At 49.4% G+C, this 12,337-nt stretch carries 12 protein-coding genes and 1 pseudogene; 12 read left to right on the top strand and 1 reads right to left on the bottom strand.

Features of this window, described 5'->3' with window-relative positions; genetic code table 11:
• The first annotated feature begins 8 nt into the window (after window positions 1-8).
• From AB4Z33_RS08930 to AB4Z33_RS08885, 10 genes are all read left to right on the top strand, one after another.
• Complete coding sequence (locus tag AB4Z33_RS08930) at window positions 9-1,277, top strand: lactate racemase domain-containing protein (protein ID WP_442049596.1); 1,269 nt, start codon at window positions 9-11, stop codon at window positions 1,275-1,277.
• 21 nt (window positions 1,278-1,298) lie between these two features.
• Window positions 1,299-2,069 carry an SDR family oxidoreductase gene (locus AB4Z33_RS08925; protein ID WP_442049595.1) on the top strand — a complete coding sequence of 257 codons (771 nt, stop codon included), beginning with the start codon at window positions 1,299-1,301 and terminating at the stop codon, window positions 2,067-2,069.
• 15 nt (window positions 2,070-2,084) lie between these two features.
• Window positions 2,085-2,888, top strand: a complete 804-nt coding sequence (gene larE / locus AB4Z33_RS08920; RefSeq protein ID WP_442049594.1) for an ATP-dependent sacrificial sulfur transferase LarE — start codon at window positions 2,085-2,087, stop codon at window positions 2,886-2,888.
• A 45-nt stretch (window positions 2,889-2,933) separates the two neighbouring features.
• Window positions 2,934-4,403, top strand: a complete 1,470-nt coding sequence (locus tag AB4Z33_RS08915; RefSeq protein ID WP_442049593.1) for a gluconokinase — start codon at window positions 2,934-2,936, stop codon at window positions 4,401-4,403.
• A gap of 29 nt (window positions 4,404-4,432) precedes the next feature.
• Window positions 4,433-5,191 (top strand): nickel pincer cofactor biosynthesis protein LarB, encoded by a 759-nt coding sequence (gene larB, locus AB4Z33_RS08910; protein ID WP_442049592.1) that lies wholly within the window; start codon window positions 4,433-4,435, stop codon window positions 5,189-5,191.
• Window positions 5,188-6,072, top strand: coding sequence for a LarC family nickel insertion protein (locus AB4Z33_RS08905; protein WP_442049591.1), 885 nt, complete (start codon window positions 5,188-5,190; stop codon window positions 6,070-6,072). The genes larB and AB4Z33_RS08905 overlap by 4 nt, the downstream gene beginning before the upstream one ends.
• A 22-nt stretch (window positions 6,073-6,094) precedes the next feature.
• On the top strand, window positions 6,095-6,562 hold the full coding sequence (gene larC, locus AB4Z33_RS08900) for a nickel insertion protein (RefSeq protein ID WP_442049590.1): 468 nt from the start codon (window positions 6,095-6,097) through the stop codon (window positions 6,560-6,562).
• Between the two features lie 37 nt (window positions 6,563-6,599).
• The gene (locus AB4Z33_RS08895) at window positions 6,600-7,247 is read left to right on the top strand and encodes an urease accessory protein UreH (protein WP_442049589.1); all 648 of its coding nucleotides are present in this window, start codon (window positions 6,600-6,602) and stop codon (window positions 7,245-7,247) included.
• A gap of 52 nt (window positions 7,248-7,299) precedes the next feature.
• A complete protein-coding gene (gene uxaC, locus AB4Z33_RS08890; RefSeq protein ID WP_442049588.1) occupies window positions 7,300-8,706 on the top strand; it encodes a glucuronate isomerase in 1,407 nt (468 codons plus the stop codon).
• A 141-nt stretch (window positions 8,707-8,847) separates the two neighbouring features.
• Complete coding sequence (locus AB4Z33_RS08885) at window positions 8,848-10,305, top strand: DHA2 family efflux MFS transporter permease subunit (protein WP_442049610.1); 1,458 nt, start codon at window positions 8,848-8,850, stop codon at window positions 10,303-10,305.
• Between the two features lie 60 nt (window positions 10,306-10,365).
• Here the strand turns inward: AB4Z33_RS08885 and AB4Z33_RS08880 are convergent.
• A pseudogene (locus AB4Z33_RS08880) lies at window positions 10,366-10,470 on the bottom strand (AraC family transcriptional regulator); the annotation flags it as partial.
• Between the two features lie 252 nt (window positions 10,471-10,722).
• Between AB4Z33_RS08880 and AB4Z33_RS08875 the strand changes: the two are divergent.
• Window positions 10,723-11,499: a DeoR/GlpR family DNA-binding transcription regulator gene (locus AB4Z33_RS08875; RefSeq protein ID WP_442049587.1), complete on the top strand. Its 777-nt coding sequence runs from the start codon at window positions 10,723-10,725 to the stop codon at window positions 11,497-11,499.
• Window positions 11,489-12,331, top strand: a complete 843-nt coding sequence (locus AB4Z33_RS08870) for an HAD family hydrolase (RefSeq protein ID WP_442049586.1) — start codon at window positions 11,489-11,491, stop codon at window positions 12,329-12,331. The genes AB4Z33_RS08875 and AB4Z33_RS08870 overlap by 11 nt, the downstream gene beginning before the upstream one ends.
• Window positions 12,332-12,337 lie beyond the last annotated feature (6 nt).

Here is a 12,337-nt window from a genome sequence, read left to right as displayed (position 1 = left end):
AGATCATAATGGGGATTCTTCAGGAGCTTGTGAAAGATATTCCGATACCGAAAATGGCGAAGGTTAAAGTGAATTTCGACGAGACCCGTATCGATGATTTGTCCAATGAGTTGCTGCCAAAGCTGCAGCGCGAGGCTATTGCCGGAAAAGTAAAGCCTGGCATGGAAATCGCGATTGCAGTCGGAAGCAGAGGACTCGACAGACTCGCGGAGATAACGGCCGTTACCGTGAAGTTTCTGCAAGACGCCGGCGCGAAGCCGTTCATCGTACCTAGCATGGGCAGTCATGGCGGCGCGACGGCGGAGGGACAGCGCGAGGTGCTGGCGCATCTTGGTATTACAAAGGAGACGGTAGGCTGCGAGATCCGGTCATCGATGGAGGTCGTCAAGATTGGCGAGCTGCCTAACGGATTACCCGTATATGTCGATCAGTTCGCCGCTGCCGCAGACGGAATGGTTGTCATTAATCGAATCAAGCCTCATACGGCGTTCCGAGGCGAGGTGGAGAGCGGCATGATGAAGATGATAAGCATAGGGCTTGGCAAGCAAAAAGGAGCGGAAGCTTGTCACCAGCTCGGCTTTAAATATATGGCCGAGAACGTACCGGCAATGGCCAAGATGATTATGGAGCACAAACCGTTCTTGTTTGGCGTCGCCTCGGTCGAAAATGCGTTCGATAAAGTGGCTCTTATCGAAACGATGACCCCTGAGGAAATTGTGGAAAACGAGCCTGCGCTGCTCGTTCAGGCCAAGGCGCTGCTGCCTAAGCTTTATTTTGACCAGCTTGATGTTCTCATTATCGATCAGATCGGAAAAAACATTAGCGGAGACGGCATGGATCCGAACATTACAGGACGTTATCCGACGCCGTACGCGCATGGCGGACCTGACGTGAACAAAATGGCGGTACTGGATGTGACCCATCAGAGCGAAGGCAACGCCAACGGCGTTGGAACGGCCGATTTCACGACGCAACGGCTGGTAGACAAAATGGACCGCGAGAAAACGTATGCGAACGGCTTGACGTCCACAGTGGTCGCGCCGACGAAGATTGCAACGACTTTGCCGAATGACAGAGAGACGATTCAGGCGTCCATCAAGACCTGCAATATTTTACATTTTGAACAAGTAAGAATGGTACGGATCAAAAACACGTTGGAGCTTGGCGTTATCGAAGTATCCGAAGCGCTGCTGGACGACGTGCGGCGTCATCCCAAGATGGAAATCGTCCAGGATTTATACGAACTGCCTTTCGATAACGAAGGCAACTTATTTTAACGGTAGCGGGGGAGATAGGTAATGGTTAATTTGTTTGATTTGACGGGAAAGACGGCGGTTGTAGTGGGAGGCAACGGCGTGCTTGGTTCTTCTATGGCGGCAGGCTTGGCCGCTCACGGGGCGCATGTCGCAATCGTTGGACGGAACTATGACAAAGCGAAATCGGTGGCTGAAGAAATAGTCGTCGCCGGAGGTAGCGCAAAAGCTTTTCAAGCCGATGTCGGTTCCAAAGAATCGCTCCGCGAATTGTCCTCGGAGATTGATGCATGGACCGGAGGCTGCGATATTCTGGTTAACGCGCCAGGCAAGAACAGTCCTACGCCGTTCTTTGAACTGGAAATGGAGGAGTGGGACGACATTATGGACGTAAATCTGAAGGGCATCGTCCTTACCTGCCAAATTTTCGCCAAACGCATGATTGAGCAAGGACGGAGAGGCAGCATTATTAACATCTCGTCGGTTTCGTCGACAACGCCATTATCCAAAGTTTTCACGTATTCCGTGTCCAAAGCGGGCTTGAACAGCGTAACGCAATTTCTCGCTCGCGAGTTTGCGGAGCAAGGGGTTAGGGTGAACGCCATTATACCTGGATTTTTCCCAGCGGAACAGAATCGGAAAATATTAAGCGAGGAACGCGTCGCCTCCATTATGAAGCATACGCCGATGAACCGGTTCGGTACGCCGGAGGAGCTGCAAGGTGCGGCGGTTTGGCTCGCGTCGGACAAAGCATCGGGTTTTGTCACCGGAACGCTCGTGCGCGTTGACGGCGGCTTCGGCAGCATGACGATTTAGAGAGGAGACTATAAAGTGATTAAGGATAAATATGCTGCCCTGCAAGAGATCCTGCGCGAGATGGGGTCCGTCGTCGTTGCTTTCTCGGGTGGCGTTGACAGCACGTTCCTGCTGAAGGCTGCCGTGGAAACGTTAGGCGCGCAGCACGTTCTGGCTGTAACGGCCGATTCCGAGACCTATCCGACAAGCGAGCTGAAAGAAGCAGAGCAGCTGGCGGATTTAGTTGGGGTGCGTCACGAGATCATTTCAACCTCTGAGCTGGCAATTCCAGGGTACGCGGAGAACAATAAAAACCGTTGCTACTTCTGCAAAAGCAGCCTGTTCGACCACTTGCTTCCTTTGCTCGAAGAGAGGGGCTTCGCCAATATCGTTTACGGAGTCATCGCCGACGATATGAATGAGCACCGCCCGGGCATGCAGGCCGCCAAAGAAAGGGGCATTCGAGGACCGCTGCTGGAAGCCGGCTTGTACAAGCAGGAGATTCGGGAGCTGTCCAGCGCGTTCGGGCTGCCGACGTGGGATAAGCCTTCTTTCGCCTGCCTGTCGTCTCGAATCGCTTACGGCGAGACTATTACGAATGAAAAGCTGCAAAAGGTGGAGCGGGCCGAGGCTTATTTGAAATCGCTTCGGATACGTCAAGTTCGTGTGAGAACGCATCAAGAAATTGCCCGAATTGAAGTAGAACCCGGGGATATGGCGGTGGTTCTGTCCAACCACGAGGCAATCGTCGAGCGTTTGCAGGCATATGGCTATAAGTTCGTCACTTTGGATCTGCTTGGCTACCGGAGCGGCAGCATGAACAAGTCGCTTAACCTGTAAGCCGAATCCATACTCGATGATTTTGTCAAAAAGGAAGGTAATCGCATGTCTACTTATGTTATGGGACTCGATATCGGAACGACGAGCGTGAAGGCATGCCTTTTCGATCGAATCGGAAATCTAGTCTCCCATGGGGAACGGATGATTGTTACACAATATCCACAGCAGGGATGGGCACAGCAGGATGCCGCCAAGATTGAACGGTTGGCGGTTCAAGCCGTAAGGGAAGCGGTCAGCAAGGCGGCGATAGACAGAGAACAGCTTATAGCGATCGGCTTCTCCGCCGCCATGCACTCGCTAGTGCCTGTGAACGAGCAAGGACTGCCATTATCCCCCGCATACATTTGGGCGGACGGCCGAGGAACGGAGCAAGCCGATCGGATGACGGATGAGAAACGGAGCCGTCTGTATGCGAAGACAGGCACGCCAATCCATCCGATGACGCCATTCATGAAGCTGCTATGGATGAAAGAGGAGCATGACGAAGCGTACCTTCAGGCTTCGTACTTTATGTCAATTAAGGAATATGTCATTCATTGCTGGTTCGGCAAACGAATAATCGATTATTCGATGGCGTCGGCTACCGGCCTGTTCAATCCATCCGCCTTGGATTGGGATGAGGAACTGCTGGAGCTCGCGGGAATTTCCGCAGATCAGTTGTCGGAGATCGTACCTCCAACGACTTTATTGGGAGATCTTAAGGCAGATATCGCTGAACAAATGGGGCTATCGCCATCGGTATGCTTCGTAATCGGAGCTGCCGACGGCCAGCTATCCAATCTGGGAACCGGTGCGCTCTTGCCAGGCGAGGTGGCTGTAACGGTCGGAACGAGCGGAGCGATCCGGCAATTCGCTCGTGAAGCGAAAGTCAGTCAAAGCGGTGAGACGTTTTGTTATTCGTTCACGAACGATTCTTATATTATTGGCGGACCAACGAATAACGGAGGCATCGCTCTGCAGTGGTTGAAGCAATTGCTGAACGACTCTAGCAGCTACGAAAGTTTCCTTGCCGAGGCGGACCAATCTCCTCCGGGGGCCGAAGGTCTATTATTCCTGCCCTACATTAACGGCGAACGGGCTCCGCTTTGGAATCAAAGAGCGAGAGGCAATTTCTTCGGCATGACGATGACGCATGCGAAAGCGCATTATGTAAGAGCCGTTCTGGAAGGCATTACGTTCAATCTCTATCAAATCGGTCGGGCGCTGGAGAAGCTGGCAGGACCTCCGAAGCAAATATACGTGAGCGGCGGCTTGGCCCGTTCACCGATTTGGCTTCAGATGATGGCAGACGTATTTAACGCCGCGATCTACGTGTCGGAGAACCATCACAGCGCAGCATGGGGAGCAGCTTGGACGGCATTGGTTGCGATGGGGGAAGAAGAACGGTTCGAGGATATTAAAAACAATATTCCGATGGGAGAGGCCATTCTTCCTATTCGTGAGAACAGCTGGAAGTACAAAGAGATTTACGGGCGATACGAGGAATTGGCAGCCCGCATTGCGCCTTTATTCTAAGCCACTCATAACGCGAAGAGGTGAACAGCGTGCTGGAAAACATTTTAAAACAGGTGCAGGACGGAAGTATGAGCGTCGAGGAGGCGTCGAAGCGATTGACTCCGTTCGAAAATCTCGGCTTCGCGAAGGTCGACCATCACAGGAAAAAACGGCAGGGTTTCCCCGAAATCGTGTACGGCGAGAACAAAACCGCGGAACAGATTATCGGCATCGCAACCTCGCTGCAATCGCAAAACAACGAGGTGCTTATTACACGGATTACGGAGGAGAAAGCCGGTGCGATTCAAAGGGTTTGTCCAGATTATGTGTATGACAGGATATCCCAGCTTCTCTATTGGAGGAGCTCCGATCAATCAGTCAGCAAGCGTGAAGGATATATTGCGGTTATCGCGGCAGGGACATCCGATATAAGCGTCGCGGAGGAGGCGGCGGTTACGGCCGAGGTGCTTGGCAGCAACGTTCACCGTATTTACGACGTCGGCGTTGCAGGCATTCATCGTCTTCTGCATCATGCAGAGGAAATTCAGCAAGCGACGGTTTCCGTCGTCGTAGCGGGCATGGAAGGCGCGCTTGCCAGCGTAGTAGGAGGCTTGGTGTCTCATCCGGTCATAGCCGTCCCGACAAGCGTCGGCTACGGAGCTAGCTTTGGCGGTCTGTCGGCTTTGCTGACGATGCTCAATTCTTGCGCTTCGGGCATCAGCGTCGTCAATATTGATAACGGGTTTGGAGGCGGCTACAACGCCGCGCTTATCCATCAACTTATTCACAAAGGGGAGGGCAAGGAGTGAAAACTTTATATATCGACTGCTTCTCCGGCATTAGCGGAGATATGTTCATCGGCGCGCTGCTTGACGCTGGAGGCGACCTCGACTTGCTTCAGGAGGAGCTGAAGAAGCTTCAAATCAACAACGAGTACGAGCTTAAGCGGAAAACGGTCGTCAAAAACGGCATTACGGCTGTAAAATTCGATGTCCTGCTTCTTCAACAAGCAAATAAGGACGCACATTTACATGAGCAGACACATGAACATGAGCATTCACATAGTCACGATCATACTCATCATCATGATCACGATCATGACCACGATCACAATCACGACCACGACCACGAACATCTTCACACTCATGATCATCAATCGAATCAGGGCCATCATCACCATGAGCACCGGGCGTATAAGGATATCGTTCGCTTAATCGAGAACTCGGCTTTGGACGATAAGGTCAAGCAAACCGCTTTAGCAATTTTCCGGAAAATCGGGGAAGCCGAAGGTAAAATTCATGGCATTCCGCTAGATCGAGTTCACTTCCACGAGGTCGGGGCGGTTGATTCGATCGTGGATATCGTTGGGGCGGCCATTTTGATTCATCAGTTGCACATTTCGAAGGTCGTCTGCTCCGCCGTTCCAGTCGGCATTGGCAAAATTCGCATCGATCACGGTATCTATCCCGTTCCTGCTCCAGCGACGCTCGAGATGCTCAAAGGGATACCGATTGAGCAGTCGCACATTAGAGCCGAGCTAACGACGCCGACGGGCGCGGCGATTGTTGCGGTTCTTGGGGAAAGTTTCGGTCCAATGCCCTCGCTCAATGTAGAGTTCGTCGGCTACGGGGCAGGTACAAAGACGTTCCAAGAACAGCCCAACGTGCTTCGTGTCATGATTGGCGAATAATTGAAGTAGAGGAGCACGCCTGATGGGAAAGCAATTGCCGCCGCCGAACGAGCATACGGATAACGAGATGGTGAAGATGGAAGTCAACTTGGACGACATGCCTGGAGAGTGGCTTGGTTATGTCATGGATTTGCTTTTTGAGCAAGGGGCTAACGATGTCTACTACACGCCGATCTACATGAAGAAGAACAGGCCGGGCACGCTGCTTCAACTGTTATGTTCCGATCACAAAATTGACGAAATGAAAAACATATTGTTCCGCGAGACAACGACTCTAGGCATTCGTTATTACCCGTTGTCCGTTCATCGTTTGGAGCGGGAATTTGTCAGTGTTCAGACGGAATGGGGGCCGGTTACGGTCAAGAAAGGCATTTATGGCGGGGACGTCGTCCAGTGGGCCCCGGAATATGAGGAATGCAAGCATATCGCGAGTACGCATGGCATACCGCTGAAGAGCGTGTATGATGCCGTTCGCAAGGCAGAAGTTTAATTTGTAGAGGATCATCGCCTCTAGGAGGTACAGAATTTTGATTATGAGTTTGTTTTCCGCATTAATGGTTGGTTTTATTTTGGGAATCAAGCATTCCATTGAACCCGACCATATTATTGCAGTATCCACAATGGTAGGAAAAAGCAAGAAGCTCTGGCGCTCGACGTTAACGGGCGTTTTTTGGGGAATCGGCCATACTGCGACATTGTTCGTCGTCGGCATGGTTCTCGTCCTGCTGAAAGGGGACTTGTCGGAGAAATGGGCGATGTCGCTAGAATTTTTGGTAGGCATTATGCTCGTTTACTTAGGTGTGAAAAGCCTGATTCTAAAGAAGGGCTTAGTCTCGAAATCTACTAACGAAGCAAAGGGTTCATTATGGAAGGTGACGATCATCGGTTTCATACATGGCCTCGCTGGCAGCGCGGCGATGGTGATCCTAACCCTATCAACGGTATCGTCCGTATGGGAATGCGCCTTGTATATACTCGTATTCGGAATAGGAACAATCGCAGGAATGCTCGTCTTTACGACTATATTGGGCATTCCGTTCGTATACAGCAATCGTAATAAAACGTGGAATACCTCGTTAGCCCGAATAGCCGGAACGGTGAGCTTCCTGTTCGGACTTTACTATATGTACAATCTAGGGGTAACGGAAGGCCTATTTGAGGTTTGGCTAGGTTGATGGAGCTCTAGGAAAGTATCGCGAACCAGAAAAATAAAGGAGCAGGATGACTATGGATAAAGTATTTATGGATGAGGATTTTTTATTGGACACCCCAATAGCAGCTGCTTTGTATCATGAATACGCCAAACAAATGCCAATAATTGATTATCACTGCCATCTGAGTCCAAAAGAGATTTATGACAATAAGAAGTATCGCAATATGACGGAAGTTTGGTTAGCCGGGGATCATTACAAATGGAGATTGATGAGGGCTAACGGAATCGATGAACGACTGATAACCGGGGACGCTGCCGATTATGACAAATTTCTTGCCTTTGCGGAAACCGTTCCATTGATGATCGGCAATCCCATGTACCATTGGACTCACCTAGAACTGAATCGATATTTCGGTATCAAAGAAACACTAAATGCTAATACGGCTCCGATGATCTGGGAGAAAGCTAATGCGCTGCTCACCGAGGAGAGTCTTGGTGCAAGAGATTTCATCCGAAAATCAAATGTGCAAGTCATCTGCACGACGGACGATCCGACGGATTCACTGGAATATCATATCCAATTAAAGCAGGATCCTGCTTTTGATGTGAAGGTATTGCCAACCTTTCGTCCGGATAAGGGGCTTGACATTAACGGCGATCATTTTTTGGAATGGATCAGAAAGCTGGAACGATCTTCAGGCATTGCCATCTTCGACTATGAAGGTCTACTCTTGGCGCTTGAAAACAGAGTGGACTTCTTTCATTCTGCCGGTTGCCGAGTCTCAGATCATGGATTAAACGATGTTCACTTCGTCGGCGGAACCAAGGATGACGCGGCGGCGATCTTTGCTAAGTCGCTTGCAGGGGGAAAGATAGATCCAAACGAAGAGAAGCTCTATAAAACTGCTATTCTCGTCTATTTGGGAAATTTGTACGCTGCACGCGGTTGGTCGATGCAATACCATATGAATGTACTTCGAAATAATAATACGCCTGCATTTAAGCGGATGGGCCCTGATGCCGGTTATGATTCGGTTAACGAYAGTGCCATAGCCAAGCCGTTGTCCTGTTTGCTGGATGCAATCGAACGCGAAGGAGGTCTTCCGAAGACCATCCTGTATTCGCTTAATCCGGCACAAAATCACGTACTCGGGTCTATGATCGGCAATTTTCAGGGTGGCGGCATTGCCGGAAAAATACAGTTTGGGTCGGGCTGGTGGTTTAATGATACGAAGGAGGGGATGATCGCTCAGCTGAAATCGCTAGCCGAACTAGGGCTTCTCGGCCGTTTCATTGGCATGCTGACTGATTCGCGCAGCTTCCTGTCTTTTACCCGTCATGAATATTTTAGGCGCATTCTGTGTAACTTGCTCGGAGAATGGGTCAAAAAAGGCGAGTATCCCAATGATATAGAGCAGCTAGGGATGATCGTGCAAGATATTTGTTATCATAATGCTCAAGCGTATTTCTGTTTCGAATAGGACATTATAGGTGCTATTTTTTTGAAACGGGGTTATTCTGAATGGTGAAAATTGGACTAGCTTTGATATATAATAAGACAGATAAAGTTGAAGGGGGAGTTTGGATTGAATTTCGGTAGTGAAGAGAAAAATGCTGCGGAGATCGATGTCAGCAACATCAAGCGAGGGCCGATCGTCGCAGCGCTAATTATTGGGGCTTTCGTCGCGATCTTGAACGAGACGCTGCTCAATATCGCATTTCCCGATCTGATGGAAGAATTCAATATTGCGGATTCGACCGTGCAATGGCTGGCAACCGCCTATATGCTCGTCGTCGGCATGCTCGTGCCGGTAACGGCTCTATTGCAGCAGTGGTTTACGACCAGACAAATGTTCATTGGGGCAATGGTGCTATTTTTGATTGGTACAGTCATCAGTGCGGTTGCTCCGATATTTGATGTACTGCTCGTCGGACGCGTCGTTCAGGCGTTAGGCACCGGATTGATGATGCCGGTAATGATGAACGTCATTTTGATCATCTTCCCGCCGGAGAAACGCGGCGGCGCAATGGGCATGATCGGTCTCGTCATCATGACGGCCCCTGTAATCGGCCCGACCTTGTCGGGATTAATCGTTGAGCATCTATCATGGCGCTGGCTGTTTTACATGGTCATTCCGCTCGCCGTGTTCTCGGTAGCGTTTGGCTGGGCTTTTATGAAAAACGTATCGACCCTTACGAAACCGCGGATTGATATTTTATCCATTCTTCTATCGTGTATCGGCTTCGGAGGCATTGTATACGGATTCAGCAGTGCAGGCGAACGTGGTTCGTGGTCGGATCCGGTTGTGGTGTGGAGCTTGGTTGCCGGTGGTATCAGCCTTATCTGCTTCGTATGGAGACAGCTCGTTTCGAAGGAACCGATCATGGATCTTCGGGCTTTCAAGTATCCGATGTTCTCACTCGTTACTGTATTGATGCTGGTCATGATGATGTCGCTCTTCTCGACGATGATCATGCTGCCGCTCTTTATGCAGCAGGTGCTGCTATTAACCGCATTCGCATCGGGATTGGCATTAATGCCCGGAGGTATCATCAACGGGATTATGGCGCCGGTATCTGGTATTTTGTTCGATAAATTCGGTCCAAGAGTGCTCGTCATTCCCGGTATTGCGCTTATGTGCGTCGCGCTTTGGATGTTTATGGGTATTCAATCCGATTGGACGCAAGGCCGCATCGTATTTATTCACATCATCATGATGCTCGGCATGTCTTTGGTTATGATGCCGGCGCAGACGACCGGCTTGAATCAGCTGCCGCGTCATCTTTACCCGCATGGCACCGCCATTCTGAATACGCTGCAGCAGGTGGCAGGCGCGATCGGCGTAGCCTTGTTCATCAGCATCATGTCGTCGGGAGCCAAAGATTACATGAAAACATCTTCGGACCCAACCTCGCCGCTCGAAGGACTTCAATCGATGGTGGCGGGTTTGCACGACGCCTTCTTCATTGGTTTATGCTTAGCCATTCTGGCACTCGTGATTAGCTTCTTCATCAAGCGTACATACGCGCCGAAGGAAGAGAATACGGAGAAGTCTCCGACCGTTGTTAAAGAAAAATAAGCCAAAAAGCTCCGGCAAGCCTCATTCAAGCTTGCCGGAGCTTTTCTTTTTTACTATTCCTCAAGTTATAAGTGACATGTATTCGAATGCTGTCGTTCCATAAATGCTTTTAAAGTGTTTATTTAAATGGGTCAAATCAACAAAACCGCATGCAGCTACTGCTGAATTATTGCAGATGTACATCTTCTACCGCCATGGATTTGTGTGGCAAAGTCTCTAGCCGTCGGAATTACATTAAGGAAGATATTAGGCAGTGCTGAACTCGTTAGCGAGAATTCGGTGCTGTCTTTTTTATTGATTCGTCTTCGAAATTGAATTTTGATGCACAAAAGACGATAAAAAATTGCGATGTTTTAAGTGAATGATGTATAATGACTTACAACCGCTTATGGCATTATGAATAAGGAGGGAATCAGCATGTTTCAAGAAGAGCGGATAAACGCCATTATGGATCATTTGAAACAACATCAACGCATTGATATTAAGGAAATATGCCAAAAATTCGACGTGTCCCGCGACACCGCCCGTCGGGATTTATTGAAGATGGAAGAGCTTGGTCTCATCATCCGTACGCACGGCGGGGCCGTATTGCCCAAAAAAACGAAGGAAGTATACGAATATAAAGAACGTTTGATGAGGGAATCGGACGTGAAACGCGAAATTGGACGTTTTGCAGCTTCGCTTGTGAAAGACGGAGATTACATGATGATGGATGCATYAACCACGGTCCAATTCGCTGCGGAACATTTATCTGCCGAAAATATCGTTGTCGTGACCAATTCGATCGATATCGCAGATGTGCTGTCTAGAAAAAAAGCGGTAAGAACCAATTTACTAGGCGGGGAGCTAAATGCTCAGCATCGTTTTTTATTCGGGCAATCCACGCTTGATAAGTTATCCGATTATCAGGTCGACAAATTATTTCTTGGCGCATGCGGAATTACGGCTAATGGCTTGTCTTATCCGCATGAGGAAGATGGCGTTGTGAAGCGGGAGATGATCAAACGGGCAAGACAAGTCATTGTACTGGCCGATCATACGAAGTTCGGAGATCAAATGTTTTTCAAAATTGCCGACTTGGAATCGATTGATTTGCTGATTACCGACCAGAAGCCGAGTAGCGAAATGATGGAAAAGCTTGTTGAGCACCAGGTTGAACTATTAGTCGTTTCGGAGGTAGATAATGATGATTAAGCTGATTGTTAGTGATTTGGATGGTACGTTGTTAGACCATGCGCGTCAGATGAATAACAGAGACAGAGAAGCCGTCAGAACCGCAGTCGACGAAGGTTTCCAATTGTGCATTGCGTCCGGAAGGATGTACTCCGAAATCAAGATCGTGATGAATGATTTCAACCATAGGTATCACGCGGTAGGACAGAACGGCGCAACGGTGCATTCGCATGACGCCGAGCTGATGGCATCCTCGGTTTTTGAGCCAGAAGTATCCTCCAGGCTTCTTCAAGCCACAAGCGGCTATAAACAATTTGTGAATTTCGTTAGCTGCAGTGATGATAGCTACTATATGAAGAAGCGTACGGACGCCGTGCTTCCTTACGAAGCGCGTATATTTACCGCTGGTACCGAGCATGGTGATTTGGAGGCAGATTTGAAAGAGGACAAATTAAGATGCAGCAAGATCGCCTACTTTGGCGAGATTGATGAATTATACCGATTGAAGGCGGAATTGAACGATCAGTTCGCAGGTAAAATAGAAACGTTCATTTCCGACAAGGATTGTCTGGATGTCATGCCTCTAAACGTATCGAAAGGGATCGGCTTATCGGTTCTGATCAGCAAGCTGGGATTGCAGCCAAACGAAGTTGCTTGCATTGGGGATTCTTTTAACGATTTATCCATGTTTGCCTTAACGGAGCATAGTTACGCGATGAGCGGCAGCCACGTTGATATAAGGAACCAAGCAAGCCATATCGTAGATAGCGTGGCAGATGCTATAGATCAGATCAAAACCTATAATCGTGCATTTGAAGGAAATACCGAAATGGTATTGCCTCCAAATGCGTAGACAAAC

Source organism: Paenibacillus sp. 2TAB19, assembly GCF_052115185.1.
In the GTDB taxonomy this organism is placed as follows: Bacteria; Bacillota; Bacilli; order Paenibacillales; family Paenibacillaceae; genus Pristimantibacillus.
The sequence above is the reverse complement of the archived record's forward strand: the minus strand, read 5'-3'. Positions and strand labels throughout refer to the sequence as shown.

Coding starts and splice junctions, on each gene's coding strand:
- AB4Z33_RS08930 (WP_442049596.1), top strand. CDS start 9: ATGGGGATTCTTCAGGAGCTTGTGAAAGATATTCCGATACCGAAAATG.
- AB4Z33_RS08925 (WP_442049595.1), top strand. CDS start 1,299: ATGGTTAATTTGTTTGATTTGACGGGAAAGACGGCGGTTGTAGTGGGA.
- AB4Z33_RS08870 (WP_442049586.1), top strand. CDS start 11,489: ATGATGATTAAGCTGATTGTTAGTGATTTGGATGGTACGTTGTTAGAC.
- larC (WP_442049590.1), top strand. CDS start 6,095: ATGGGAAAGCAATTGCCGCCGCCGAACGAGCATACGGATAACGAGATG.
- AB4Z33_RS08915 (WP_442049593.1), top strand. CDS start 2,934: ATGTCTACTTATGTTATGGGACTCGATATCGGAACGACGAGCGTGAAG.